This is a genomic window from Pigmentiphaga sp. MLSB6-MA01, assembly GCF_058793475.1.
The window spans coordinates 345,929-372,481 of record NZ_JBXAFV010000005.1; the positions used below are offsets into that span (position 1 = coordinate 345,929).

Here is a 26,553-nt window from a genome sequence, read left to right on the forward strand (position 1 = left end):
GTCGTGGCCGGAAAGGCCGCGATGCGCACATCATGGCCGCGTGCGCGGCGGCGATAAATTATCGATTTGCTATGCCCGCCATGCCGGCGCGGCATGGCGGATCCGGCTCAGCCGCGCGGCCGTCTGCGGCCCACGGCCCGGGCGCCCTGCCATTGCCCCTGTTCGACCTGGGCCATGATCAGCTCGCGCACCATGGGCAACACCTCGCTGGCCACGCGCGACAGCGGGCGCGATACCGGCCAGGCCAGGCTGCGCTGCAACCACAGCCCGGCGATGGGCACCGCCGCCAGGCCGGACTCCAGCGCGACGCTGGACGGCAGGTAGACGGTGTAGCCCATGCCCCGGCGCACCAGCTGCGCGGCCAGCGCGAAGGCGCCGACTTCCGCCTCGATGCGCAGGGGTACCCGCTGGCGCGCGGCCAGGGCCTCGATCTCGTTGCGTATGCCGGCGCGCGACACGCCCGTCAGGATCAGCGGCAGGCCGCGCAGCTGGCGCACCGGGATCTCGTTGCGCGCGAGCAGCGGATCGCCCGCGCGCCCCACCAGGCACAGGCGATCCTCGAACAGGGGCTCGACGGCCAGCATGTGCGCGGGCGGCGGCGCCGGCGTGGCGCCGCTCAGCAGCGCGATGTCGACCGCGTTGTCGCGCAGCATGTCGTGCATGGCCGGGCTGAAGGCCTGGACGATATGGGGCTGCGCGTCGGGAAAGCGCTGCTTGATCGCGATCGTGAGCGCGGCGCCGATCACGGATACGTAGTTGGGCGTCATGCCGATGATGACCGGGCCGGACGCCGGTCCTTGCGTATCGTGCACATCGCTCTTGAGCTGGTCGAAACTGCGCAGCAGGTATTGCGCGCGGTCCAGCAGGCGGCGCCCCTCGGGCGTGAGCGTCGCGCCGCGCAGGTGGCGCTCGAACAGCCGCACGCCCAGTTCGTCCTCCAGCATGCGTATGCGCCGGCTCAAGGCCGGCTGGGCGATGAAGAGCTGCTGCGCCGCCTTGGAAAAATTCTCGTGCGCGGCGACGGTCACGAAGTACTTCAGTTGACGAATATCCATGGCGCTTGCCATTCCCTCCGAATCGTCCACCATACCCTGGCGGCATGGCCCCTGGACCGCGGAAATATGGCGCGGCGGCAAGGAAGCGGCCCTATCATAATCAACCCACCCCCTGCGCGCTTCATGCCCCCCTCAAGAGGGCGGCGCCGGCGGACCGGCTGAGCCGGATCCGCGGCACCCTGGATCGACACGCGGCGCATCATGTGCAAGGGGAGAAACGACGCGCTTTTGGGAGTTCCATGAAGCCTGACGAAGCCCTGCTTGCCCGACTGGATCCCGACATCGCGCCGCGCGTCCTGCGCCTGGTCGAAGCCGAGACCACGCCCTCGCATCTGCTGGACCCCGCCCAGGTACGTGCCGCCTTCCTGCGCGCGCGCCAGCCGCTGCGGCGCCCGCCGGTGGCGCTGGACATCGAGGATGTCGGCATCACCGTCGACGGCGCGCCGCTGGCGCTGCGCCTGTACCGCCCGCGCCGGCCGCGCCCGCCCGCCTTGCTCTACCTGCATGGCGGCGCCTTCACCAACGGCGACCTCGACAGCCACGACGCCACCTGCTGCCTGCTGGCGATGGAAGCCGGCGTGATGGTGGCCAGCGTAGACTATCGCGTGCTGCCCGAGCATCGCTTCCCGGCCGCGTTCGACGACACCGTGGGCGCGCTGCGATGGCTGCACGCCCAGGCCGAGACGCTGGGCGCCGACCCCGCGCGCCTGGCCGTGGGCGGCGACAGCTCCGGCGCGAACCTGGCCCTGGCGGCGGCGCTGGAGACGCGTGGCCGCATGCCGCTGCGGGCGATGTGGCTCGCCTATCCCATCATCGGCATCGATTTCGAGACCCCCTCGTACCGCGAGAACGCCAACGCCCCGCTGCTGACCCGTGCGCGCTGCCGGCGGATCCTGCGCGACTACCTGGGGCGCGAGCCCGGCCCGGACGACAGGCGGGCCGCACCGCTGCTGGCGCCGGACTTTACCGGCCTGCCGCCGGCGGTGGCCATCGCCGCCGAACTGGACCCGCTGCGCAGCGACGCCGAGATCCTGGCCGATCGCCTGCGGGCGGCGGGCGCCGCGTGCGAACTGGTGCGCGCGGCGGGCATGCCGCACGGTTTCCTGCGCTGGGTGGCCGACAGCGCCGCCAGCCGGCGCGTCGCCGTCCAGAGCGCGCAGGCGCTGGCCGCCCTGCTGGACTGACGCGGCGGCCCTTCTTGGGCGCCGGTACCGATAAAATCGGATATACCGCTGCCCGAGACGACCGCCTTGGAACTTCGCCAGATCCAGTATTTCATCTGCCTTTTCGAGGAAGGCACCGTCACGGGCGCGGCGCGCCGCGTGAACGTCGTGCAGCCCGCGCTGAGCGCGCAGATCGTCAAGCTGGAAGAGGAACTGGGCCAGAAACTGTTCATCCGCAGCGCCCGCGGCATGGAGCCGACCGAAGCGGGGCGGCGCATGTACCAGCTATACCTGCCCATCCTTCGGGATCTCTCGCAGGCACGCGAGCAGATGACCTTGCGCGGCGGCGAGGTGGGCGGCGAAGTGGCGATCGGCATGATCTCATCGCTGGCCGAAAGCGTGCTGAGCGAGGCGCTGACCGATTTCGCGCGCGCCTATCCCAAGGTGAACGTCACCGTCACCAACGGGCCGCTGCTCGATTGGGTGGCTGCCGGCAAGATCGACGCCGCCATCGTGGACAAGCCGCGCCGGCCGTTCTCGCTCAGCGTCGAACCCATCATCGACGATGAACTCGTGCTGGTCGGCCCGGACGACGATACCGTGCCGCCGGCCTTGCCGCTGTCGGCCGTCGCCGCCCTGCCGCTGCTGTTCACGCCGCGCGAACACAATCTGCGCGAGATCCTGGAAGACTACGCGCGCCAGGAGAACCTGGTGTTCAAGCCCGTGTTCGAGATCTATTCGATGACGGCGCTGCTGGGCCTGGCCGAGGATGCGGGACTCCATGCCATCCTGCCCCTTACCGTGGTGCGTCGCCATGCGCGCCGTTCGTCGCTGCGCGTGCGCACCATCGAAGCACCGGCCATGACACGGCAGATCATCTGCGTCACGCATCCGCGCCGGCCGCTCACCACGGCGTCCGCCCTGTTCCTGGATGTGCTGCGCACGCACATCCGCAGACTGCCGGACCGTATCCCGCGGGCGGGCGATACCGATCGGTGATCGCTGCGATCAGTATTAATCATGGCCCGCAACCGGTTTCCGCCCTCCTTCCCGACTTAGAATTTCCGCAGCGCCGCCAGCCGCCCCGACGGGGCCGCTGGCAACACCCGGCGCCTCCAGGACGCACCGGGCGTGGTGACCCACGCACCGGCGCGCACATCCCCCCATCCCGCGAACGACCGTGCCCGGCGTGGCATGGGGGTCGGTACGAGTCATTGAAGAAGCACAGATGGAGACCTGCATGAAATCATCGGCACGCGCCCTGTTCGCCGCCTTGTCCGTGGCCGCGTCCGCCATCTCGCCCCTGGCGATGGCGGACAACTATCCCGCCAAGCCCGTGCGCGTCATCGTGCCCGTGACCGCGGGCGGCGGCGTGGACACGGCCGCTCGCCTGATCGCCACGCACCTGCGCGCCGAACTGGGCCAGACCTTCGTCGTGGAGAACAAACCCGGGGCAGGCGGCAACATCGGGCTGGACCTGCTGGCCAAGGCGCCGGCCGACGGCTACACGCTGGCCATCATCCCCAACACCATGACCATCAACCACACGTTGATGAACAAGCTGCCCTTCGACACCCTCAAGAGCTTCGCGCCGGTGGTCCAGATCGGCACCACGCCGGCGGTGCTGGGCGCGCGCGCCGATCTCGCGCCCAGGTCGCTCAAGGATCTGGTGGCCTACGCCAGGAGCAACCCGGGCAAGCTGTCCTACGCCGGTTGCGACACCGGCTCGGCGCTGCACCTGGCGGGCGAGATGTTCAAGCAGCAGGCTGACGTGGACGTCACCCACGTGCCGTACAAGGGCTGCTCGGACTCGGTGCCCAACGTGCTGGGCGGCCAGGTCGACCTGATCTTCATCACGCTGACCAACATCGCGGGCTACCTCAAGGACGGCCGCATGCGCGTCTACGCCGTCGCGGCGGACCAGCGCACGCCCTATGCGCCCGACCTGCCCACCGGCGCCGAGCAAGGCTTCCCCGGTTTCAACATCGACATCTGGTATGGCATGCTGGCCCCGGCGGGCACGCCGCGCGAGATCGTCGCCAGGCTGAACTCGGCCGTGAACGCCATCCTGAAGAAGCCCGAGGTGCAATCGACGCTGGCCACCAGCTACCTCACGCCGGTGGGCGGCACGCCCGAGCAGTTCGGACAGAAGATCCGCTCCGACATCGACCGCTATGGCGCCGTCATCCGCAAAGCCAACATCCGCATCGAATGACCGTCCAACCTTCACTCTATCGAGGCCGCTTATGTCCAAACTGAGACTTTCCCTGGGCTGCTGGGACTATGACCGCACCCGCGCGCTGATGGACGGTACCGTCGTTCCCGACGGCATCGACCTGAACTACCTGAACATGCCGGTCGAGGAAACCTTCTTCCGCATGCTGCGGCATCGCGAGTTCGACGTGGCCGAGATGTCGCTGTCGTCCTACACGGTGTCGCTGTTCAAGCCCGAGCGGCCCTTCATCGCGATCCCGATCTTCCCCTCGCGCTTCTTCCGCCACTCGTGCATCTACGTGAACGCGGACGCGGGCATCCGCGAACCCAAGGACCTGATCGGCAAGCGCATCGGCACGCCCGAGTACCAGATGACCGCGCCGGTGTGGATCCGCGGCATCCTGGACGAACACTACGGCGTGCCCGTGGACAGCGTGACCTACGTCACCGGCGGCGAGGAAGAGCCCGGCCGCCCCGAGAAGCTCAAGATCGACCTGCCGCCCAACATCAAGGTCGAGCAGATCGGCCCCACCCAGACCCTGTCGCAGATGCTGCTGGACGGCGAGATCGACGCCCTGCACACCGCGCGCATGCCCTCCACCTTCCTGACCGGCAAGGGCAAGGTCACGCGGCTGTTCCCCGATTTCGAGGCAGTCGAGCGCGAGTACTTCCGCAGCACGGGGATCTTCCCCATCATGCACACGCTGGTCATCCGCCGCGAGATCTACGAGGCCAACCGCTGGGTCGCGCAGTCGCTGTACAAGGCCTTCGCGCAGGCGCAGCAGGTGGCCTACCAGAACCTGCGCGAGACCGCGGCGCTCAAGATCATGCATCCCTGGCTGCTGGGCAACATGGAAGCGGTGGTCAAGGAAATGGGCGAGGACTTCTGGGCCTACGGCTTCGAGAACAACCGCAAGACGCTGGAGACCTTCCTGCGCTACCACCATCAGGGCGGACTGTCGAAGAAGCTGCTGTCGCCGGAAGATCTGTTCGCGCCGGAGACGTTCGAGGCGTTCAAGATCTGACCGGGAACCGTCCGGGCACGGCCTGCCGCGCGCAGGCCTACTCGACGCTGATGTTGGCCTCGCGTATCAGTTGCTTGTAGTGCTCGGACTCCCGCCGGATATCGGCAGCCGCCCGCTCGGGCGTATTGCCGATGGGCTCGATGCCCATGGCGCGGATCCGCTGCGCGACGTCGGGATTGCCCAGGATCTCCACGGCCGCCTTGTTGAGGCGGTTCACGATGTCCTGGGGTGTCCCGGCCGGCGCCAGCAGCGCATGCGCCGAGGCGGTATTGAGCCCGGGGTATCCCGACTCCGCGACCGTAGGCACGTCGGGCGCCGCGCTCGACCGCTTGGGCATGCCCACCGCGATGATCCTGATCTTGCCGGACGAACGGTGCTGCAGGGCCGGACCCGGATCCCAGGTGAAATCGACCTGGCCGGCGATGACGTCCTGCAGCGCCTGCCCGGCGCCCTTGTAGGGAATTTGGCGGGCGGTGACGCCGGTCGCGCGGGCGAACTCGGCCTGGGCCATGTGCAGGGCGCTGCCGTTGCCGGCGGTGCTGTAGGTGACGGTATTGGGATGGGCCTTCAGGTAGGCCACGAACTCCGGCACGGTATTGACCGGCAGGCCCGCGCGCACGACCAGCCAGAGCGGGTTCAGCGCCACCTGGGTAATCGGCGTGAAGTCCTTCAGGGGATCGAAGGCCATGGTCCGGTACAGGTGGGGATTGGTGGTCAGCATGCCCCCGGAAGTTTGCAGCAGCGTATAGCCGTCCGCCGGCGATCGTGCCACGAATTCCCCCGCGATGTTGCCGTTCGCGCCACCGCGGTTCTCGACGAACACCGTCTGGCCAAGCTTCTTGGTCAGCTCGCCCGCCATGAGCCGCCCGAGCACGTCGACGGAACCGCCAGGCGGGGTCGTGACGACGATGCGCACGGGACGGTTGGGATAGTCGGCGTCCGCCGCAATGGCGGGCGCCGAAATGCAGAATGCGAACAAGGCGGCCGCGGCACCGTGAACAAGCCTCATCATCGTCTCCTTATCGAAATTTTTGGTTCCAGTGCACCGGCGGGACGCCGGCCACGGGCGAACGGAACATGCCGAGGGTGTCGCCCCCCAGCGAGCCCAGGTACACGGTGCGCAAGTCGGGACCGCCGAAGGTCACGCTGGCGATGTTCTTCAGCACGCGCGTGGGCGTGTGCTGAACGTCCTCGCGCGCGATCGTGCCTGCCGCCAGCCGGCGCTCGATCCTGTCGACATGTCGCGGATCCAGCTCCTCCAGCACCGTCTGCATGCTGCCGTCGGGCGCGATCCGGAGCAGCCGGTTGCTGACGATGCTGGCCGCCCACAGATGCCCTTCGGCATCGAAGGCGGCGCCGTCCGCGAAAGTGCCGTGGCCGAAGCGGGCGAAAACCGTGCGATCCACCAGATGATCGCCCTCCAGGGCGAACCGGGTGACGCGTCTGCCGAACGTCTCGACGACATAGACGTGTCGTCCGCCGGCATCGATCCGGACTTCGTTGGCGAAGGCGAAACCGTCGGCGACGATGCGAGGCCCCTTCGCGTCGATCAGGATCAGGTAGCCGTCGTCCATCGTCGGGCCGCCGAGCGCGGCGAACGCCTTCGAGATCGGCCACTGGCGCGTCGTGACGGTGACCCACGTGCGGCCGCGATCGTCCAGCATCACGAAGTTGGTGGCTCCCAGGGGCAGGCCATCGAGCTCCGCCAGCACCAGCTCGAGCGCGCCCTCGGGCGTCAATCGCCAAAGCCCGCCCGCTGGCCCCATGTTCGCGACCAGAAAGGAATTGTCGGGCATCCACGCAATGCCGTTGGGAATCCACGCCGCGCCGTCCACCTCGGCATGGTTGCCGATCGCGCGCTGCGTGCCGTCCGGAGCGATATGCATGATGCCGTGGCCGAGGTGCGCGACGAACATGTCGCCGTGGCGGTTGCACAGCACGCATTCCGGCCGTCGCAGGCCATGGCCGACGGTTTCAACGTCGGAAAGAGAAACGGAAAATGACACGTCTGGATACCGATGTGGCGATGTCAGACACCGACTTCGCGGTTCAACTCGTACGCGTCTTCCGATCCCGGATGGCGCCCAAGGATGTCCTGGATCGCGGGCGACTTCAGCAGCAGGAATTCGCCCCGGCGCCAGAGCTGGCGCTCATCCAGCCAGATGTCGGGATCCAGGACCGGCAGCGAGATTTCGCCCGGCATGGCCTGGCCGACGGCATGGAAATGCATCAGGCGCGGGTTGTTGTGCGACATAAGCTGCCAGTGGTTCAGGTCCTTTTCCGGATCGCAGCAGGGCCGGGCCTGTGGATTGATGCCCGCGTGCCAGGAGTTGATGAGCATGGGATCGACGCCGTTCCTGCGCCCCAGGTCGTGCAGCAACGATTCAGCCTTGGCGACCTCCGCGGCGCCGCCTTCCAGACGCACGATGCGATCGTCGCGCACTTCGGCGGTCACCGGACTGCGCAGGATCAGACCGTCGCCGATGTCATGATTCGCGGAGCTTGCCAGCCAGCGGATCACCAGCCGCCCGGAAGCCCCATGCGAGCGGATCGGGTTGTGCGTGCCTATCGGAAACGTGAGCACCGTGAACGGCTGCGACGGCGCGGACGCGGGAGGAGGCGTGATGCTGCCTCGCAGATCGGTGCCCAGCGGACAAGTCACGCGCCAACTCGTGGCGCCGCGCAGTTCGCGCGCGATGGCATCGCCGGCTTCCAGCCATACGCCATACGGCACCGTCGCCCAGCGTGAACCGAGCACATTCCCGTTGGTGGCGTAGTTGAGCACGTGGACCCCCGCGCCGATCGGCGGGCGCAGGCGCAGCATCGCGCCCATGTAGTGGCTGAGGATGGTGACGTCGGCCTGGGCCATCGCCGCCACGATGTGGGGCGGAATGGCCTCGGGGCCCGCGAGCCGCTCGCCGCATCCCAGGCTCGTCACGGTCGCGCCGAGCGCGCGCGCCCCCTGCTCGATCGCGGCGACGACGTCGTGCTCGACGGCGGGATTGCCTTCTTCGTGGATCAGCACCACGCGCTGCCCGTCCTTGATACCGGCGCAATCGACCAGCAAATTGCTCAGGCCCGCTTCGATCGAGGGATTTCCACCCCCGGCACTGACGTCTTTTCTGATGTGGCTATCCATGGCATGACGATGACCGTCCCGCGCCGGAGGATCCGGGGCGACGACAGTGCGCAAGGTTACCCCCCGCTCGCCACGCGCTCCATTAGCTTTGCCAACTAAGTGTTCTTCCATCCCATGGATATTGGCTCTCCCGGATCGCCGCCCGCCGCTAAACTAGCCGACACCTGCGCGCGAGGGGATACACCCACAGATGGATATACGAGACATCGATCTCAATTTGCTGCGGCTGTTCGACGCCATCTACCGATCCGGCAGCGTGAGCCGCGCGGCCGATGCGCTGAACCTGTCGCAACCGGCGGCAAGCCAGGGGCTGACCCGGCTGCGCGTCAGCCTGGGAGACCCCCTGTTCGTGCGCGCGCCCGGCGGCGTGCGGCCGACGCTGCGCGGCGCCCGCCTGGCGCACGCCGTCCAGGGAGCGATCGCCATGATCGAAGCCGCCCTCAACGAGGGCGAGCAATTCGAGCCGTCGACATCGCGGATGCGGCTTCGGCTCCACCTGAACGACATCGGCGAGGCGCTCTTCCTGCCCAGGCTGATCGAGACGCTGAGAAAGGAGGCCCCCGGCGTCACGGTGGACAGTTGCGCATTGCCGCACGACGCGATCTGCGCGTCGCTGGATGCGGGCATCGTCGATCTGGCGCTCGGGTTCATCCCGGACCTGGTGGGCACCCAGAGCCTGGAACTGGTGCGCGACAGGTATTCCGTCTTTCTGCGGGCGGGACACCCGGCCCTGCTCGGGCAAGGCGACGGGGGGCTGACGCGGGAACAACTGGGCCGCCTGGACTACGTCGCGATACGCGCCTACGGGGACACGGTGCGGGTCCTGCAGGAAATGGGCATCGACAAGAAGATCCGGATCACCTCGTCGAACTTCCTGGCCTTGCCAGCCATCGTGAAGACCACGGACCTGGCCGTGGTACTGCCGATGGGGCTGGCGAACTACTTTGCCGACTCGGGCGGCTACGCGGTAAGCGAGGCCCAGTTCGCCCACGGGGATTTTCCCGTCATGCTCCACTGGAGCAAGCGGTTCGAACTCGACCCCGCGCACCAGTGGATGCGTGACCTGGTCATCCGGCTGTTCAAGGAATCGAGATAAGGCGAACCGGCTTCGCTACGGGCATGGATTCGGCTGCGTCCGGTGTATGGCCTCGATGCCCTCGACCACGGCCGGCGGCAGCGTGACCCGCGCGCTGGCGATGTTCTCCTGCAATTGCGCGATCGACGTCGCGCCGATCAGGTTGCTGGCCACGAAGGGCCGGCTGTTCACCCAGGCCAGCGCCATCTGCGCCGGCACGAGGCCATGGTCGCGCGCGAGTTCCACGTACCGGCGCGCGGCCGACTCAGCCTCGGGCCCGTCATAGCGGGTGAAGCGCGAGAACAGCGTCAGGCGCGCCCCTTCGGGCCGCGCGCCGTCCAGGTACTTGCCCGACAGCACGCCCATGCCCAGCGGCGAATAGGCCAGCAGGCTGACCTGTTCGAACTGCGTGAACTCGGACAGTCCGATCTCGTACACACGGTTGAGCAGGCTGTAGGGATTCTGGATGGACGCGATGCGCGGCAGGCCGCGGGTCTCGGACAGTTTCAGGAATTGCGCCACGCCCCACGGCGTCTCGTTCGACACGCCGATGTGCCGCACCTTGCCCTCGCGCACGAAGTCCTGCAGCACCGACAGCGTTTCCTCGATGGGCACGGTGTGGTCGTCCTTCACCCAGGGATAGGCAAGCTGGCCGAAGGTGGCGGTGGTGCGGTCGGGCCAGTGCAACTGGTAGAGATCGAGGTAGTCCGTCTGCAGGCGCTTGAGGCTGTCGTGCAGCGCGGCGGTCAGATTCTTGCGGTCCAGGAAGGGCTTGCCATCGCGGATGTGGCCGGGACGCTTGGCATCGCGCAGCGGGCCGGCAACCTTGCTGGTCAGGACAATGTCCTGGCGGCGGCCGGTGCGGGCCAGCCAGGTGCCGATGCAGGCCTCGGTGCGGCCCTGGGTCTCGGCCCTGGGCGGCACCGGATACATTTCGGCGGCATCCACCAGGTTCACGCCTTGCGCCAGCGCGTAGTCCAGTTGCTCGTGGGCGTCGGCTTCGCTGTTCTGCTGCCCCCAGGTCATGGTTCCCAGCCCGATCACGCTGACTTCGAGATCGGTGCGTCCCAGTTTGCGGTATTCCACGTCTGTGCTCCGGTTGCGGGTGATATCCGGTCCAAGGTTACTGCAAGCCCACCGGCGGCGGCATGAATCCCGGCCCGGGGAAGCCTAAAATAGCGCTCGACCTTGAAAGAAACGCCTCAGGAGAACTCTCGCATGCAAGAGGATGACGGCCGCGAACCCGACTACCGTTTCACGCTGGCCAACGAACGCACCTTCCTCGCCTGGATACGCACCGCGCTTGCCGTGCTGGCCGGCGCCATCCTGCTCCACCAGTTCGGCGGCGTGGTCCAGCCGCATTGGCCGCTGCTGGCGCTGAGCGTGGCGATGACCGTCGCCGGCCTGATCTTCTGCTGCGGCGCCTATTTCCAGTGGAAAGCCAACCAGCAGGCCATGCGGCACTCGCGGCCGCTGCCGCGCTCGGCGCTGATTCCGCTGGCGGCCGGCGTGACGATACTGGTCGCCGTGGTGGCCGGCCTGTTCGTGCTGTTCCGATGAGTTCGCAACTGGATCCGGGGTTGCAGCCCCAACGCACCGCGCTGTCCTGGGGTCGGACCGGCCTGTCGATGACAGCCGTGGCGCTGCTGGTACTGCGGGCGGGCATACAGGAACACCAACCGGTCTTCCTCGTCGTCGGCGCGCTGGACATGCTGTGCGCCATCCTGTTCTTCGCGACCGCGTCATGGCGCCGGTCGGCGCTCGCCCTGGACAAGATCCACGCCGCCTCGTCGGCGTGGATGGCGGGCATCACCGCGCTGGTGGCGATCACGAGCCTGGCCGGGACCTGGCTGGTGCTGAGCTAGGATCGACCATGCCGAAGAAGACTCCGCCCGATCCGACCGTCCCCCTCGAGCACCGCATCGCCTATCAGGCGCTGATGATCGCGACGCGCATCTCGCAGTTCCTGGCTCCCATGTGGGAAGAAAAGTACGGCCTGACGACCATCACATGGCGCGTGATGGCGGTGGTTGGACGCTTCGGTCCGCTATCGGCCAAGGAAGTAGCGGAACACACGAGCACGGACGCCTTCTTCGTCTCGCGGGCCATCGTGCAACTCACCCGGCAAGGCTATATGACCAAGGGCGTCGACTCGCGCGATCGCCGGCGTTCCGTGCTGCGGCTGACCGCGGCGGGCGAGCGGGCGCGCATCGACGTGGAGCGTGTGATGAGCGCCCTGGAACACGACGTGTTGGGCGCGATGGGCGAGGGGGAAGAGCGCCGCATCCGGGAAACGCTGGGCAAGCTGGCGGCCACGGCCTCGGATCGGCTGAAGTCTCCCCGGACCTGGAAAGACTTCGCCGACTGACCGCGCGGCGGTTCAGGAAGCCGCCTGTATGCCGGCCTTGCGGATGATCGCGCCCCAGCGGGCGTATTCCTTGTCCATATAGCTTTGCAGATCGTCCGGGGTCGAGCCAACGATGTCCAGCCCCATGCCCTGGAAGCGAGCGGCGATGTCGGGTTTGGCCAGGATTTCCTTGACCGTGGCCGAGAGCTTGTCGCGCACCGCCCTCGACGTGCCCGCTGGGGCCAGCAGGGCGAACCACGGACCCGCCACGATCTCGGGATAGCCTTTTTCCGCGAAGGTCGGCACCTCGGGCAACACCGAACTGCGCCGGGCCGAGGCCACGGCAACGGCGGCCAGCTGGCCCGTCCGGACCCGCTCCCCCACGTTGACGGTGTCGGCGATCATCAGATCGACGCGGCCCTGCATGACGTCGGTCAGTATGGGAGGAAAGCCGTTGTACGGCACGTGCGTCAACGAAATGTTCAGCGCCTGGTCCAGCAGCGCCCCGGTGACGTGGCCCGTGGTGCCCACGCCCTGGGTAGCGTAGGTCAGCGGCGCGCCGCCCGACCGCGCCCGCTGCAGGAAGGCCTCGAACGTCGGCAGTCCGGCCTTGGGCGAGGCCACCAGTACGTTGGGCGCATCGACCACCCGCGACACCGGCGCGAAGGCATGCTGCGCGTCGTAGGGCAGCTTGGACATGATGAACGGGTTGATCACCAGCGGCCCCTGGGCGGTAAGCAGCAGCGTGTAGCCATCCGCCGCGCTCTTGGCCACGAAGTCCGTGCCGATGGTGCCGCCGGCGCCGGCCTTGTTGTCCACCACGAACTGCTGGTGATAGCGGGCCGAAAGCTCGGCCGCCAGCGTGCGGGCCACGACGTCGATCGACCCTCCCGCCAGAAAGGGCACGATCACCCGGACGGAACGGGTGGGCCAGGAAGCTTCCTGCGCACAGACTCCCTGCGGGAGCAGGCCGGCAGTGCCAAGAGCGGCCGCCAGGACCAGATGTCTGATGGCGCTTGTCGTCGTGAGATTCATTTCGTCTTCTCCTGGGGGCCTCTATGCCGGCGGCAGATGCGCCAACGCGGCGGCTTCGTCGAAAGTCCTGGATCGGTTCAGCGCGATGGCGATGGCGCGTATGCGGTATTGCGAGGCGGCACGGGCTTCCTGCGGCGAGTGCCCTTCCTCGAGCGCCTGGGCGGCATTGATCAACCTGCGCCGGGTCTGGGCAATGGCGGTGTCGGACGTCCCGAGGTGCTCGATGCTGCGGTCGGCGATCTCGCCCTGGCTTTCCTGCACGGCGATGTCCTGCAGCTGAGCGCTGGGAATGCCGGTGAAGGATTCGGTGCGCTGCTTGCCGCGATCGATCAGGTAGTCGTTCTCCTGGTTGCCCATCGATTCATAGGTGCCCGGCACGCGGCGTGAATAGTCGAGGTCGCCGGCGTCGTACTCCTCGATTTCCCCCTGTTCGAGCGGCCGTTCCGGCTGGTAGCGGATCCGGTACCACCAGCAGTTCCGGTCGTCGATCGGAACGAAGAAATTGGCGCGGCATACATTCCCCGGCGCGGTCGGCACCAGGACGCCGACCGGCATCAGCCACTGCGTGACGCGCCAGTAGTAGGTGTCGTCGTCGCCGTCGCGGCGCGCCGAGATGGACATGCCGTAGGAGGTATCGGCACAAAAGAAACGCGGCGCGCCATCGGCGTCGGAGAAGCGCTGGAAGTCTCCCACGCCGAACACATCCTTGGACATGCGGTTCATCTGGTGCAGGAAAGTCAGATGAGAGGTATCCAGGCTGCCTTCCAGCGCCTGCATGTAGTTGCAACGCATCAAACGTTTCGATGCATAGACGTGGCTTTCCGGCAGCGACATGAATTCGATGTCGGGCACGGCGGGCGCTTCGCCGGGACCGAGATAGGCCCAGATGATGCCGCCGGATTCATGCACGGGATACGCCCGCGCGCGCACCTTGGCCTTCATCGGGCTGGATGGGGGCTCGCTGGGCATGTCGACGCAGGCGCCGTCCACGCCGAACTTCCAGCCGTGGTAGACGCAGCGCAATCCGCCCTGTTCATTGCGGCCGAAGAACAGGTCGACCGAACGATGCGGGCAGCGCGCGTCCAGCAGCCCGACCCGGCCCTCCGAGTCGCGGAACGCCACCAGCCGGTGGCCGAGCAGGCCGACACGCACCGGCGGGCCGTCCGGCTCGGCGATTTCCTCCGACAGCAGCGCCGGCATCCAGAACCGGCCGATGAGATTCCCCATGGGCGCGCCCTTCTCCACCCGGGTAAGCATGCGATTCATTTCGAGGCTGAGCATCGATCCTCCTGTCTCCTTTTCGATGGCTGCGCCCCGCCCTGGCGGATGGGCGCAGCCCCGCACTGGCCAAATGCTAGCGATTCGCTAGTATTTGGCCAGTATGAGATTCACATGCCCGGGTGTCAAGAAGGAGAAAACGGCAACGGCCATGGCCCTTCGCTGCGGCGCTACCGCGTCGAAGGGCCATGGCTGCCTGATATGGAAGAACCGGACGCTACCGGCCGGACCGGCTCAGTTCCAGGGATCGATGGTCATGTGGATCGCCCCCTGCACACCCTGGCCCGCCAGGCTGCGCAGCGCGAGGTCGGTATCCTCGAGGCCGAACGCATGCGTACTCATTTTCTTGACCCCATGGCGATCGCCCGCGATCAATTGCAGGGCCAGCTCGACCGACTCGTAGCTGTGGCCGCGCATGCCCTTCACGGTCAGGAAGCGCGCGATGATGCGGTCGCTGTCGAACTCGGGAATGCGCCGGCGCTTCTGCCCGCCCAGGATGACCCGTCCACGTTTGCGCGCGAGCTGGATCGCCGTGACGACCGAATCCGTGCCGCCTGCCGCGCAGTCGATGACGAGGTCCGCCATCAGGCCGCCGGTCAGGTCGGCGACGGTTTCGAGCAGGTCCTGGGACTCGATGTCGATGGTGTGGTGCGCGCCGAGCTCACGCGCCAGCGCCAGGCGGCGCGCGTCCGTCTCGTTCGAAAGCCCCGTGATGATGATGCGTTCGGCCCCCGCTTCGCGCGCGGCCACGACGCACGCCAGGCCTTGCTGGCCAGGGCCTTGTATGAGCACCGTCTGGCCCGGCCCCGCGCCGCCTTGCAGGTAGGTCCATTCGACGCCGTTGGCCAGCGGCAGCGCGAGCGCCGCGTGGCGGGGCGAAACCCCGGCGGGCACGCGGTGGAACACCGTGTTCAGGTGCAGGAACTGATACTGGCTGAACCCGCCCCACAAGCCCGGCGCCACCGACAACCCGGTGGCGCCGTAGCGCAGGCCGCCCAGGCGCCAGTCGGTGGCGTCGCACAGCCGGAACTCGCCGCTGCGGCAGAACTCGCAGTGGCCGCAGGGCAGGTATTCCTCCAGCGCGACCAGGTCTCCTTCCTTCACCCCCCATTTGGCGCGCGCCACCTCGCCCAGCTCGGCCACGTGGCCCACGGTCTCGTGGCCGAGCACGAGCGGACCGCGGCTGGCCGGCAGTTGCTGGTAGTAGGGCCAGTCGCTGCCGCACACGCCGGTGACGGCGACCTTGAGCAGGCCGCTGGTGGCCGAGGCGGCCGGCGCGGCCAGCTCGCGCAGTTCGGTCCTGCCAGCCTCGACCGCGACCGCGGCTCGTACGGTAAGTGCCATGGCCGTCACACCGACGCGTGCGGCCGGCCCGGCTGCGCGGCAAGCGCGTCGGCGGCGGCATCCTTGAAGTGCTGGTCGCGCGGCAGGATCACCGCGGCCGAGCGGACATGGTGCGTCGACGGATGCGTTCCCGGCGGCGCGGCGCCTTCCTCGGCCAGCGCCTTGACGGCCTTCATCAACGCGCGGCGCATCTTGACGATGCCGTTGTCGGTGGAGGTCAGGTGTTCCTTGGTGCGATCCTGGATCCGGCCCATGCTTTCCTGCAACGACGCATCCTGCATGCCTATGCCCTCGATGCCGCTGAAAGTCCTGCCCGACTTCTGCGCCTCGCGGTCCATCAGGTAATCGTTCTCCTTGTTCTGCAAGGGACGGAACGTGCCCGGCACGTAGCGCACGTGTATTCCTTTCCCGTCTTCCATCGCCTGGACCTCGGCTTCGGTCAGCGCGCGGCCCGCATGGTAGTCGAAGCTCCAGGCCCAGCAGGTCTCGTCGTCGATGGGCACCCAGAAGTGTCCGTGCACGGGATGGTCGCCGCGCGGCGGCACCATGGTGAAGCAAGGCATCAGCCACGGCGTGATGCGCCAGTAGTAGGAGTCGTCGCCGGCGTTGCGGCGCACGCCCACCAGCAGCCCGGTGTCGGTGTCCACCACGTCGAACACCGGACGCAGGTCCGTCAAGTTGTACTGGTTGCCGGCCGCGCCCTTGAACAAGGGATCGGATTTCAGGCTGTCGCGGTGCAGCCACGAAACGTGGCTGGAATCGATTCCGCCTTCCAGCGCCTGCAGCCAGTTGTTTTCCTGGATGCGCTTGGACACGAAGCGCTGCGCGTCGGGCACCATGGCGAACTCGTACTCGGGCAGCGGCGGCTGATGTTCGGGGGGACCCATGTAGGTCCACAGGATGCCGCCGCGCTCGACCAGCGGATACGAGGTGAGTTTGATGCGGCTGCGAAAACCGCTGTCTTCCGCTTCCGACGGCACGTCCAGGCATTGGCCATCGGCGGCGTACTTCCAGCCGTGATACGGACACCGGATGCCACCGCCCTGGCCTTGCTCGTCGTAGCGGCCGAACCACAGCGACACCCCGCGATGCGCGCAGAACTCGTCGATCAGCCCGATGTTGTCTTCTTCGTCGCGTATCGCCAGCAGCCGTTCGGACAGCAGCTTGACGCGCACCGGCTCACAGCCGGGCCCGGGCAGCTCGCGGCTGAGCATCACCGGCTGCCAATAGCGGCGGAACAGCTCGCCCAGGGGCGTTCCCGGCCCCGTCTGGGTAAGCAGCTCGTTCTGTTCCTTCTTCAACATCTTTGGTCCCCTCGTCTGAGATCGTTCCGTATGCAGGAACACTGTTCCTTGATAGGAAACAAAGTTATCATTCGCTCGATCCCGATGTCAATGCGGTCCATACCGCGGCGGGGCATCAGAACCTCAAGAAAGGAGACAAGCCGATGATGATTCATCGTCATTTCCTCGCGCGCCTGGTGTGCGCGAGCCTTGCGGCCGGCGCGCTCGCGGCGCCCGCCTGTGCGCAGGACCCGTGGCCCAGCCGCCCGGTCAAGATCGTGGTGCCCTACGCGCCCGGCGGCAGCGCCGACACGCTGGGCCGGCTGATCTCGCGCCATCTTGCCGAAACGTTCAAGCAGAGTTTCGTGGTGGACAACCGCGGCGGCGCTGGCGGCGTCATCGGTTCGCAGATGGTGGCGCGCGCCGAACCCGACGGCTATACGCTGGTGGTGTCGGGCATCGGCTCGCATGTGGTCGCCCCGCTGACCAACGCGACCAGCTTCGACCCCATCAAGGACTTCACCCACATCGCCCTGCTGGGCGGCCCGCCCACCGTGCTGGCGGTCAACGTCGCGCAGCCCATCAAGGACGTGCCCGGCTTCATCAAGCAGGTCAAGGCCATGCCCGAAGGCCTGAGCTGGGCCTCGCCCGGACAGGGCACGCACGGCGCCCTGATCGGCGAAGCCTTCCGCCAGATCACCAAGCTGAACCTGGTGCACATCAGCTACAAGGGCGCGGGCCCCGCCGTGGCCGACGTGGCCGCCAACCAGGTGCCGGCCGCCTTCATCACGCTCAGCACCGCCGCCGGCAACATCAAGGCCGGCAAGCTGCGTCCGCTGGCCGTGACCTCGGCGCAGCGCGTCGCCGACTTTCCCGACATCCCCACCTTCAAGGAACTGGGCTATCCGCAGTTGACCGGCACCACCTGGTTCTCGCTGTCGGGTCCCGCCGGCATGTCGCCCGAACTGGTCACCAGGCTCAACCTCGCGGTGCGCAAGGCCCTGCAATCACCGGAAGGACAAACCGAGCTGCGGGCCCAGAACATGGAGACCTTCGACTGGGACGCGCCCACGTTCAACGATTTCGTGAAGAAAGAAATCGCGCACTGGAAGCAATACATAGAGCCCCCTCCTACGCGCTGACGCGCGCCCCCCCAGGGGGCGAAACCGGCGGACTGGCAAAGCCAGATCCGCGGTTTCCTGGGGCTGGCGCCAGTTTCTTGGATTGTGGTACCCATGTGCTTCGCTGGCTGCCAACACTTGTTATAAAGGTGGGTTGACGCAAACATTGTCCATCACTATGCAAGACACTCAGGACGGGGGCGAGGGGCGGCTTTCTTCGGTTGCTTCGGCCATCCGTGTGCTCAAGGCGTTTTCCGAGACGGAAGTCGAGATCGGGATCAGTACGCTTGCCAAACGGCTGGGGCTGGCCAAGAGCACGGTGCACCGGCTGGCCAGCACGCTGACGGCCGAGGGGCTGCTGGAGCAGAATCCGGAGAACGGGCGCTACCGGCTTGGGCTGGGGCTGTTCGCGCTGGGCGCGCTGGTGCGGCGGCGCATGGATATTTCGACGCAGGCCCTGCCCTATCTGCACGAGCTGCGCGAGATCACCGGCGAGACCGTGCATCTGGCCACGCTGGAGCAAAGCAACATCATCTATCTCTTCAACCTCGAAAGCCACCAGGCCATACGCATGCGTTCGTACGTCGGCGCGCGCAAGCCCGCGTTCTGCACCAGCGAAGGCCGCGCGCTGCTGGCCTTCCAGAGCGCGGACGTGCTGGCGCGCGTGCTCAAGGATGGCCTCGTGCCGCGCACGCCGAACACGCCGACCGATCCGGCCCTGCTGCGCGGCACGCTTGAACAGGTACGCCGCGAAGGCTATGCGCAAGACGACGAGGAAAGCGAGGTCGGCATGCGCGGGCTGGCGGCGCCGGTGCGTGATCACTCCGGACAGGTCATCGCCGCGATCGGCGTCGCGGGTCCCATCCAGCGGTTGACCAAGCGAGCGGTACGCGGATTCGTCACGCCCGTGCTCCAGGCCGCCGATGGCGTGTCGGCGCGACTGGGCTACCAGCCCTGACCCGACGCGCGATCGTCCATGGCCGCCGCGTCCCGTATCCCCGTCTACCTGCTGACCGGCTTCCTGGGCAGCGGCAAGACGACGCTGCTTTCGGCCTGGCTCGGACAACCGGCGCTGCGAGGCGCGGCGGTGATCGTCAATGAACTGGGCGAGGTCGGGCTCGATGGCGCCTTGCTGGGCGTGACCGAGCAGGCGGCGCTGGTGTCGGGGTCGTGTGTGTGCTGCACCGGCCTGCCGGGCCTGGAGCAGGCCCTGGAGGATTTGTTCTGGGCGCGGCTGCAGCGCCGCATGCCGGCGTTTCCCGCCGTGGCGATCGAAACCACGGGGATGGCCGATCCCGCGCCCATCGTCCAGGCGTTCCACGACCATCCGCTGCTGCGCGAACGCTACCGGCTGCAAACCATCATCACCGTGGCGGGCGCGCCAGCCGGCGCGGCGCTGCTCGATCGTCATCCGGAAGCCCGGGCCCAGGTCCGCGCGGCGCGGGTCTTGATCATGACCAAGACCCGGGAAGCCGGCGACACACCCGCCCGCGCCCTGGCCGCGAGACTGGCGACGCTGAATCCCGGCGCGCCGGTACTGTGCTCCAACCAGGCCGATCTGACATGGGAGACGGTTTCCCTCGCCCTCGCGCCACGCGGCGCATCGCCGGCCCCGGCCGCGACGCCCGTCCGCGGCGGGATGGAAAATCATGCCGCCGGCCATGCGCCATCGCATGACCACGGCCACGGCCACGGCGCGCACCCGCACGCGCATCATCATGCGGAGCAGGCGCATTTTCTCCCCCTGCCCCATCCCATCGAACGCGACGCGCTGCTGGTCCGCCTGCATGCGCTCGCCGATGCGCTGGGGCAGGACCTGCTGCGGCTCAAGGGTGTCGTCGCGCTGGCCGACGGCCGGCGTTGCGTGGTGCAGTTCGCGCCCGACGAAAGGCGCTTCGATGTGCGGCCGCTGTCCGCGACCGATATCCCGCGTCAGAAAACCGGCCTGACGGTCATCGCGACACACGCCGATCCCGGCCGGATGGCCGAACACTTGTCAGCGCCGCTTCCCAGCGCTTCTCGTATTCGTTCTTCTGAAAATCCTCCGCGATGAAGTCGAGGAAGACCGGATGGAGAATGCCAGCGAAGGCCTCAAACTCAGGCGGCGCCTGGTCATCGTCGATCCGTTCAGCATCGACCACATGCTGGCCCTGCCGCTCTGATCGGCACGCGGCGCGGACCCGCCGGCATGGCGGGTCCCATGCCTGTCAGCTGTTTTCCAGCACGTCGGCCAGGCCCTGTTTTTCCAGCAGCGACGACAGGTGTTCCCAGCCGTGGAAATCGATGATGATCTGGCCGCGCTCCTTCGCGCCGATCTTGAACGCCACCTGCGTGCCCAGCCGGTCGGACAAGGCCTCTTCCAGCCGCAGCACGTCGCGCGACTTGGCCGCCGGTTTGCGGCTGGATTTCTGCGCGGCTTCCTGCAGCGTCTGCGCGACGAGTTTCTCGGCCTCGCGCACCGACAGCCGCCTGGCCACGATCTGCGTGGCCAGTTGGATCTGGGTGGCGGCATCCACCGCCAGCAGCGCGCGCGCATGGCCCATGTCGAGATCGCCGGCCAGCAGCATGGTCTGCACCGGCGCGGCCAGGTTCAACAGGCGCAGCAGGTTGCTCGTGGCCGACCTCGACCGCCCGATGGCCTGCGCCGCCTGCTCGTGCGTCATGCCGAACTCGCCGATCAGGCGCTGCACGCCCTGGGCCTCTTCCAGCGGATTCAGGTCCTCGCGCTGGATGTTCTCGATCAGCGCCATGACCGCGGCGTTCTCGTCGCTGACTTCGCGCACCAGCACCGGCACCTCGGTCAGCGCGGCCAGCTGCGCGGCGCGAAACCGCCGTTCGCCCGCGATGATCTCGTAGCGGCCGCCTTCGATGGCGCGGACCAGGATGGGCTGCATCACCCCTTGGGTGCGGATCGACTCGGCCAGTTCGGCCAGCGCGCCTTCGTCCATGCGCGAGCGCGGCTGGTAGCGGCCGGCCTGCATGCTGGATACCGGCAGCGTGCTGGGCGGGCCTTCCTTCTGTGCGGGCTGCGCCGCCGCCTGGGTACCCAGCGTGCTGACCGCCGGCATGTCGGCCCCCAGCAGCGCGTCGAGTCCACGGCCCAATCCTTTGGGTTTCTTCACACCCTTAGATCCTGCTTTTACTTCCATGATGTGCTTCCCCAAAGCTATAGCGTTTTCACGCGCTCTATCATTTCCGCCCCGAAGGCCACGTAGGCCTGCGCCCCCTTGGACGCGGGGTCGAACACCACCCCCGGCAGCCCATAGCTGGGCGCCTCGGCCAGCCTGACGTTGCGCGGGATGATGCTCTTGAATACCTTGTCGCCGAAGTGGCTCTCGAGCTGCGCCGAGACCTGCTGCTGCAGGGTCACGCGCGGATCGAACATCACGCGCAGCAGGCCGATCACGCGCAGGTCGGGATTCAGGTTGGCATGGACCCGCTTGATGGTGTTGACCAGGTCCGACAGCCCCTCCAGGGCAAAGTATTCGCACTGCATGGGAATGATCACGCCGTGCGCGGCGGCCAGGCCGTTCAGCGTCAGCAGCGACAAGGTGGGCGGACAATCGATCAGCACGAAGTCGTAGCGGTCGGCCACGGAAGCGATCGCGTGCTTCAACTGGCGATCGCGTTCCTCAAGCTCCACCAGGTCGATCTCGGCACCGGCCAGTTCGCGATTGGAGGGCAGGACGTCATACCCGCTCTCCGTCGCCTTGGCGGCATCGGCAAGGCTGGCTTCGCCGATCAGGACCTGGTAGAGCGTGGCCTGCAGCTCGCGTTTGTCGATGCCGCTGCCCATGGTGGCGTTGCCCTGTGGATCCAGGTCGACCAGCAGCACGCGCTGCTTCTGGGCCACGAGGGCCGCCGCCAGGTTGACCGCGGTGGTGGTCTTGCCCACACCGCCTTTCTGGTTCGCGATGCAGAAGATGCGGGCCGTGGCCCGCGCGCGTTTGGCGGCCAGCGGCTCGGCGCCGGTGATCGCCTCCAGCTCGCCGGTTTCTTTTCCGGACGGCGCCGCCTCGTTGACCATGCTGGAATTGGAAGACATCGAATACAACCTGATTATTGGTGAATCTGACGCGCCTATAGCCGGCGCCGCGTTCTGCTAACTCTCGCTCGCCCCGTCTTCGACACGGTCCATCCAGACCAGGCAACGACGGGCGGACAATCTTGGCACATAAAGTGTCGTGACGCCTTCCACCTGCCATGCTCCCTGGTCCTTCAGCGCCTGCATCTCGTCTTCCGGCGGATGGCCCTTCATGGCGACCAGCCTTCCCCCCGGCTTGACGTGGCGCCCGGCCAGCGCGGCAAAGTCGTGCAGCGACGCGAACGCGCGCGAGACGACGATGTCGCACCCGGCGGGTTCGAGCTCTTCGACCCGCGCGTGCGTCGCATCCAGGTTGGGCAACCGCAGCACGCCGGCCACGTGCTTGATGAACGCGGTCTTCTTCTCGACCGCGTCCACGCAGAGCACTTCCCATTCCGGCCGGCAGATGGCCAGGACCACGCCGGGCAGCCCGCCACCCGAACCCACGTCCAGGATGCTGGCAGGCTGGCCGGCAAGACACTGGGCGAGTTCCGGCACTACCGACAGACTATCTGTTATGTGATGCAAAAGCATCTGCTCCGGCTCGCGTATGGCCGTGAGGTTGTAGGTGCGATTCCAGCGCAGCATCTGCGCCAGGTAATTCAGCAGCAGATCGATGCGCGCATGATCGAGCGGCAGGCGCAACACCGCGCAGTCCGACTCGAGCTGGGCCGCGAATACGGCGCCATTGAAAGGTTCCTGCATCGGGATCGGTTTCCGGGACATGTTCATGGGACGACCCTCCGGCCGTCGGGAGCTTCCCTTGCCGGGGAAGCGGACACGCTTCCCCGCAAGCCACGCGTCGATACCGACGAGCCTCCCGTCTCGTCGTGGCGCGGCTTTTCTCCCGGGAGAAGGCGTGTCGTTGTCGATAGGCCGTGCCGCACGCTCATGCCGCCCGGTTGGCGTCGGCGGCGGAATCGGCAGCCAGCCGTCCGTATTGCCGGCGCTTCAGGTGTATCAGCAGGAGCGAGATGGCGGCAGGCGTAATGCCCGAGATGCGGGCAGCCTGGCCGATGGTTTGCGGCCGATGGGTCTTGAGCTTCTGGCGAACTTCGAAGGACAGGCTGCGCACCGAGTCGTAGTCGATGTCGTCCGGGATACGCTGGTTCTCGTGTCCGGCCTGCTTGTCGATCTCGTTCTGCTGGCGCGCGATGTAGCCCGCGTACTTGACCTGGATCTCCACCTGTTCGGCAACGATCCGGTCCGTGACGCCTGGACCCGCCAGCAATTCCTCGTCCACATTCTTCGCTTGCATAAGCGCATCATAGGAAACGTCAGGGCGCTTGAGCAAGTCGAATAGTGTGTACTCACGCTCAATCGCCTTGCCCAATAACGGCTCGGCGACGTGGGCCGGGAAAATCCGGGGATTGATCCACGTGGAACGCAGGCGCTCGACCTCGCCCGCGACGGCATCCCGTTTGCGATTGAACGCGTCCCAGCGCGCGTCGTCCACCAGCCCGAGCCGGCGGCCAGCTTCCGTCAGGCGCCAATCGGCATTGTCTTCGCGCAGGCTCAGGCGGTACTCCGCCCGCGACGTGAACATGCGATAGGGCTCGGTCACGCCACGCGTGACCAGGTCGTCGGCCAGGACACCCAGGTAGGCTTCGTCCCGGCGCGGCACCCAGGCTTCTTCGCCCTTGACCTTCAGGGCGGCATTGATCCCGGCCAACAGCCCCTGTGCTGCGGCTTCTTCGTATCCCGTCGTGCCATTGATCTGTCCGGCGAAGAACAGTCCGGAGATGGCTCGTGTCTCCAACGACGTTTTCAAGCCACGCGGATCAAAGTAGTCATACTCGATGGCATACCCGGGACGCAGGATATGGGCATTTTCCAGCCCCGGCAGCGAATGGATCAGATCGAGCTGGACATCGAACGGCAGACTGGTCGATACCCCGTTCGGATAGAACTCGTGGGTCGTCAGCCCTTCTGGTTCCAGGAAGACCTGGTGGGAAGATTTGTCCGCGAAACGATGGATCTTGTCCTCGATAGAGGGGCAATAACGTGGCCCCACCCCTTCGATAACGCCGGTGTACATGGGCGAACGGTCCAGGCCGCCGCGGATGATCTCGTGCGTCCGCGCATTGGTATGCGTAATCCAGCACGGAAGCTGGCGCGGGTGCATGGCGGCATCGCCCAGATAGGAGAAGACCGGTACCGGATCCAGATCCCCGGGCTGTTCCTCCAGCACGCTGAAGTCGATGGAGCGGCCATCGATGCGAGGCGGCGTTCCGGTTTTCAGGCGTCCCTGGCCCAGGTTGAGTTCCTGTAGCCGCTTGCCTAGCGAGATGGCGGGAGGATCACCCGCCCGCCCTGCTGAATAGTTCTGCAAACCCACGTGCACCCGGCCATTCAGGAAGGTACCCGCAGTCAAGACGACCGCCCGCGCACGAAAGCGCAGGCCGATCTGGGTGATCGCACCCACCACCTTGTCCCCTTCCAGCATCAGATCGTCCACGGCCTGCTGGAACAGCCAGAGGTTGGGCTGGTTCTCCAGGCGATGCCGGATCGCCTTACGGTAGAGCACGCGGTCGGCTTGTGCCCGAGTCGCCCGTACCGCGGGGCCCTTCGATGCATTCAGGATGCGGAACTGGATCCCTGCCTCGTCCGTAGCCAAGGCCATGGCCCCCCCCAACGCATCGACCTCTTTCACCAGATGGCCTTTGCCTATCCCTCCTATCGAGGGATTGCAGGACATCTGCCCGAGGGTCTCGATGTTATGCGTGAGCAGCAGTGTCTTGCAGCCAGCACGCGCCGCGGCCAGCGCAGCCTCGGTACCGGCATGGCCACCGCCTACAACGATCACATCAAATTCGGTTGGATACAGCATGGTGGGGTCCACAAAAGACCAGCGCTAAGCTGGCGACCTGGCCTGCATGGCCAGGAAAATGTCCGGGCATGGAGAAAGAAACGCCACGGTAACTAGGGATTATAGGATTCTCGCCCCGCCAAGGCGAGCAATACCCTGGTCAGACTGCTCTAGCGTGTTTCACGTGGAACAATTTGGGAAAATTCTGGGCAGCCATCGAAAAGCGGAGACCGAACAACACGATGGTCACGGACGGACCAGCTTATCCGTTCTATGTGGCAATCGTTGCAACGGATGGCATGACAGCAGTTGGACCAGGGCTCAAAGATGTGTCGCTGCCATAGGGATGGGGGATTCGCGACACAAGGATAGACCGCCGCCTGTTGGCCACAAACCGACTTCCGGGGATGCCGTGGCACGCGGATGTTTCACGTGAAACATTGGAAGGTCGTAGCGCAGGGGCACGTCCGCCAGCACGCGTGTCGATGCCATGGATGGTGGATATCTCGTACCCGCCACGCTACCGATAGTAGGAGTGCTTGCGCGCCGCTACGCCGAATTGCCAAAACTCGACTTCACAAGACATCGGGTCCCTTCCCTGTGGTACTCCAGGTTTTCAGGCACACCCTGCTACCTTAAGACGTTACCCATGTTTCCCGACAACGATCGCTGCTTTCTACCCTTCCCGGGCGCCATCCACTTCTTCCCGCATTGCCCGAGCGATCAGCACATCCATCATGTCGAACAATTCACGGACCTGCTCGGCTGAAAACCCGCCCAGCAAACGGGTGTTGCGCTGCCTGGACAATTGGCGCAAGGAAACGGCAATGTCCATGCCTGGGGGGCTCAATCTCAATGCGGCCTGGCGATTGTCCCGTTCCGACGTTCGTCTTTCGACCAGGCCTTGCCTGGACAACGAAACAACCGCCCGGCTGATCTGCGCGGCATCCACCATGGCGAACCCGGCAAGCTTACGTATCGAGGCGGGTTGGGAACTCGCAAGCAGCGTGACGACCTGCCATTCCGTCTGAGAAAACCCGAACTGCGTACGAGCCTCCGCCTGCGAAGCCCGTGCCAAGGCCCTGGTCAGCATCGCCACTTTGGGAGCCAATAGATCGTCCAGCTCATGCGCGTGCGTTGCTTTGAGAGGAAGAGGATCGGCGCCGTCGCGCAGGAGGTCGGTTGTCATCGGCTAGCGCCTCATACGAGGCGTCATGTGAACGCGGCGTGTCATTATCCTCGTCCCGGCGGGTTTTCCGCAATTCCATGACAAATCCTGATATTTCCCAATCGCGAATAATGAAATAAATCAATATACAAGATTCAGTCATGTATGTTAATTGCCTGGAAACCACAATCGTCCTTGCTGCCTGACCCGCCCGCACCTACCCGCGACGGAATACCGCGACGCCGGCGCGGCATGAAAAAAAGCCCCCACGCTTGCCGCTTCGCGGCGGCGCTGCCCCCCGAGGGGGCGCTTTTTCATCTTGGGGCGGCCCGGCAATGAAAAAAAGCCCCCACGCTTGCCGCTTCGCGGCGGCGCTGCCCCCCGAGGGGGCGCTTTTTCATCTTGGGGCGGCC

At 66.5% G+C, this 26,553-nt stretch carries 25 protein-coding genes; 11 read left to right on the forward strand and 14 right to left on the reverse strand.

Annotated elements, in window-relative coordinates; genetic code table 11:
• Nucleotides 1-107: 107 nt before the first annotated feature.
• Entirely contained in the window at nt 108-1,055 is a 948-nt protein-coding gene (locus AC1Q6E_RS11440) for a LysR family transcriptional regulator (RefSeq protein WP_296555727.1), read from the reverse strand.
• Between the two features lie 239 nt (nt 1,056-1,294).
• On the opposite strand from AC1Q6E_RS11440, the gene AC1Q6E_RS11445 reads away from it, so the two are divergent.
• The 4 genes from AC1Q6E_RS11445 (at nt 1,295) to AC1Q6E_RS11460 (ending at nt 5,457) form a co-directional block, all read left to right on the forward strand.
• Complete coding sequence (locus AC1Q6E_RS11445) at nt 1,295-2,239, forward strand: alpha/beta hydrolase (protein WP_296555725.1); 945 nt, start codon at nt 1,295-1,297, stop codon at nt 2,237-2,239.
• A gap of 66 nt (nt 2,240-2,305) precedes the next feature.
• The gene (locus AC1Q6E_RS11450) at nt 2,306-3,217 is read left to right on the forward strand and encodes a LysR family transcriptional regulator (RefSeq protein WP_152798042.1); all 912 of its coding nucleotides are present in this window, start codon (nt 2,306-2,308) and stop codon (nt 3,215-3,217) included.
• 241 nt (nt 3,218-3,458) lie between these two features.
• On the forward strand, nt 3,459-4,433 hold the full coding sequence (locus tag AC1Q6E_RS11455) for a Bug family tripartite tricarboxylate transporter substrate binding protein (RefSeq protein WP_296555724.1): 975 nt from the start codon (nt 3,459-3,461) through the stop codon (nt 4,431-4,433).
• 31 nt (nt 4,434-4,464) lie between these two features.
• The gene (locus AC1Q6E_RS11460; RefSeq protein ID WP_492572761.1) at nt 4,465-5,457 is read left to right on the forward strand and encodes an ABC transporter substrate-binding protein; all 993 of its coding nucleotides are present in this window, start codon (nt 4,465-4,467) and stop codon (nt 5,455-5,457) included.
• A gap of 37 nt (nt 5,458-5,494) precedes the next feature.
• Here the strand turns inward: AC1Q6E_RS11460 and AC1Q6E_RS11465 are convergent, their stop codons facing one another.
• Genes AC1Q6E_RS11465 through AC1Q6E_RS11475 form a run of 3 tightly spaced genes read right to left on the reverse strand, consistent with a single transcriptional unit; the run spans nt 5,495 to nt 8,596 of the window.
• Nucleotides 5,495-6,469 carry a Bug family tripartite tricarboxylate transporter substrate binding protein gene (locus tag AC1Q6E_RS11465; protein ID WP_152798039.1) on the reverse strand — a complete coding sequence of 325 codons (975 nt, stop codon included), beginning with the start codon at nt 6,467-6,469 and terminating at the stop codon, nt 5,495-5,497.
• A 7-nt stretch (nt 6,470-6,476) separates the two neighbouring features.
• Nucleotides 6,477-7,463, reverse strand: coding sequence for an SMP-30/gluconolactonase/LRE family protein (locus AC1Q6E_RS11470; protein WP_152798038.1), 987 nt, complete (start codon nt 7,461-7,463; stop codon nt 6,477-6,479).
• Nucleotides 7,464-7,486: 23 nt separating this feature from the next.
• Nucleotides 7,487-8,596 carry a hypothetical protein gene (locus tag AC1Q6E_RS11475; protein WP_492572762.1) on the reverse strand — a complete coding sequence of 370 codons (1,110 nt, stop codon included), beginning with the start codon at nt 8,594-8,596 and terminating at the stop codon, nt 7,487-7,489.
• A 190-nt stretch (nt 8,597-8,786) separates the two neighbouring features.
• On the opposite strand from AC1Q6E_RS11475, the gene AC1Q6E_RS11480 reads away from it, so the two are divergent.
• The gene (locus AC1Q6E_RS11480) at nt 8,787-9,692 is read left to right on the forward strand and encodes a LysR family transcriptional regulator (RefSeq protein WP_152798036.1); all 906 of its coding nucleotides are present in this window, start codon (nt 8,787-8,789) and stop codon (nt 9,690-9,692) included.
• A gap of 15 nt (nt 9,693-9,707) precedes the next feature.
• On the opposite strand, the gene AC1Q6E_RS11485 is transcribed toward AC1Q6E_RS11480, so the two are convergent.
• On the reverse strand, nt 9,708-10,757 hold the full coding sequence (locus AC1Q6E_RS11485; protein ID WP_296555722.1) for an NADP(H)-dependent aldo-keto reductase: 1,050 nt from the start codon (nt 10,755-10,757) through the stop codon (nt 9,708-9,710).
• Between the two features lie 132 nt (nt 10,758-10,889).
• Between AC1Q6E_RS11485 and AC1Q6E_RS11490 the strand changes: the two genes are divergently transcribed.
• From AC1Q6E_RS11490 to AC1Q6E_RS11500, 3 genes are read left to right on the forward strand one after another with little or no spacing between them, the layout of a single operon-like run.
• Complete coding sequence (locus tag AC1Q6E_RS11490) at nt 10,890-11,231, forward strand: YidH family protein (RefSeq protein WP_152798035.1); 342 nt, start codon at nt 10,890-10,892, stop codon at nt 11,229-11,231.
• Nucleotides 11,228-11,536 carry a DUF202 domain-containing protein gene (locus tag AC1Q6E_RS11495; RefSeq protein ID WP_152798034.1) on the forward strand — a complete coding sequence of 103 codons (309 nt, stop codon included), beginning with the start codon at nt 11,228-11,230 and terminating at the stop codon, nt 11,534-11,536. Before AC1Q6E_RS11490 ends, AC1Q6E_RS11495 begins: the two co-directional genes overlap by 4 nt.
• Before the next feature lie 8 nt (nt 11,537-11,544).
• The gene (locus AC1Q6E_RS11500; protein ID WP_296555721.1) at nt 11,545-12,039 is read left to right on the forward strand and encodes a MarR family winged helix-turn-helix transcriptional regulator; all 495 of its coding nucleotides are present in this window, start codon (nt 11,545-11,547) and stop codon (nt 12,037-12,039) included.
• 12 nt (nt 12,040-12,051) lie between these two features.
• Here the strand turns inward: AC1Q6E_RS11500 and AC1Q6E_RS11505 are convergent, their stop codons facing one another.
• The 4 genes from AC1Q6E_RS11505 to AC1Q6E_RS11520 form a co-directional block, all read right to left on the reverse strand.
• Nucleotides 12,052-13,053, reverse strand: a complete 1,002-nt coding sequence (locus AC1Q6E_RS11505; protein WP_152798032.1) for a Bug family tripartite tricarboxylate transporter substrate binding protein — start codon at nt 13,051-13,053, stop codon at nt 12,052-12,054.
• Between the two features lie 21 nt (nt 13,054-13,074).
• Nucleotides 13,075-14,334: a Rieske 2Fe-2S domain-containing protein gene (locus AC1Q6E_RS11510; RefSeq protein WP_152798031.1), complete on the reverse strand. Its 1,260-nt coding sequence runs from the start codon at nt 14,332-14,334 to the stop codon at nt 13,075-13,077.
• Between the two features lie 231 nt (nt 14,335-14,565).
• Nucleotides 14,566-15,675, reverse strand: coding sequence for a zinc-dependent alcohol dehydrogenase (locus tag AC1Q6E_RS11515; protein WP_152798030.1), 1,110 nt, complete (start codon nt 15,673-15,675; stop codon nt 14,566-14,568).
• A gap of 5 nt (nt 15,676-15,680) precedes the next feature.
• Complete coding sequence (locus AC1Q6E_RS11520) at nt 15,681-16,979, reverse strand: aromatic ring-hydroxylating dioxygenase subunit alpha (RefSeq protein ID WP_492572763.1); 1,299 nt, start codon at nt 16,977-16,979, stop codon at nt 15,681-15,683.
• Nucleotides 16,980-17,122: 143 nt separating this feature from the next.
• Between AC1Q6E_RS11520 and AC1Q6E_RS11525 the strand changes: the two genes are divergently transcribed.
• From AC1Q6E_RS11525 to AC1Q6E_RS11535, 3 genes are all read left to right on the forward strand, one after another.
• The gene (locus AC1Q6E_RS11525) at nt 17,123-18,100 is read left to right on the forward strand and encodes a tripartite tricarboxylate transporter substrate binding protein (RefSeq protein WP_152798028.1); all 978 of its coding nucleotides are present in this window, start codon (nt 17,123-17,125) and stop codon (nt 18,098-18,100) included.
• Nucleotides 18,101-18,257: 157 nt separating this feature from the next.
• Nucleotides 18,258-19,037: an IclR family transcriptional regulator gene (locus AC1Q6E_RS11530; protein WP_296555716.1), complete on the forward strand. Its 780-nt coding sequence runs from the start codon at nt 18,258-18,260 to the stop codon at nt 19,035-19,037.
• 18 nt (nt 19,038-19,055) lie between these two features.
• Nucleotides 19,056-20,132 carry a CobW family GTP-binding protein gene (locus AC1Q6E_RS11535; protein ID WP_492572764.1) on the forward strand — a complete coding sequence of 359 codons (1,077 nt, stop codon included), beginning with the start codon at nt 19,056-19,058 and terminating at the stop codon, nt 20,130-20,132.
• A gap of 154 nt (nt 20,133-20,286) precedes the next feature.
• Here the strand turns inward: AC1Q6E_RS11535 and AC1Q6E_RS11540 are convergent, their stop codons facing one another.
• The 5 genes from AC1Q6E_RS11540 to AC1Q6E_RS11560 all read right to left on the reverse strand — a co-directional run bounded on the left by AC1Q6E_RS11540 (nt 20,287) and on the right by AC1Q6E_RS11560 (nt 26,161).
• A complete protein-coding gene (locus AC1Q6E_RS11540; protein ID WP_152798025.1) occupies nt 20,287-21,228 on the reverse strand; it encodes a ParB/RepB/Spo0J family partition protein in 942 nt (313 codons plus the stop codon).
• Nucleotides 21,229-21,245: 17 nt separating this feature from the next.
• Nucleotides 21,246-22,124: a ParA family protein gene (locus AC1Q6E_RS11545; RefSeq protein WP_296555713.1), complete on the reverse strand. Its 879-nt coding sequence runs from the start codon at nt 22,122-22,124 to the stop codon at nt 21,246-21,248.
• Nucleotides 22,125-22,181: 57 nt separating this feature from the next.
• Entirely contained in the window at nt 22,182-22,868 is a 687-nt protein-coding gene (gene rsmG, locus AC1Q6E_RS11550; RefSeq protein WP_492572765.1) for a 16S rRNA (guanine(527)-N(7))-methyltransferase RsmG, read from the reverse strand.
• A 184-nt stretch (nt 22,869-23,052) separates the two neighbouring features.
• Entirely contained in the window at nt 23,053-24,993 is a 1,941-nt protein-coding gene (gene mnmG, locus AC1Q6E_RS11555) for a tRNA uridine-5-carboxymethylaminomethyl(34) synthesis enzyme MnmG (protein WP_152798023.1), read from the reverse strand.
• A gap of 655 nt (nt 24,994-25,648) precedes the next feature.
• Nucleotides 25,649-26,161: a MarR family winged helix-turn-helix transcriptional regulator gene (locus AC1Q6E_RS11560; protein WP_152798022.1), complete on the reverse strand. Its 513-nt coding sequence runs from the start codon at nt 26,159-26,161 to the stop codon at nt 25,649-25,651.
• Nucleotides 26,162-26,553: the final 392 nt, after the last annotated feature.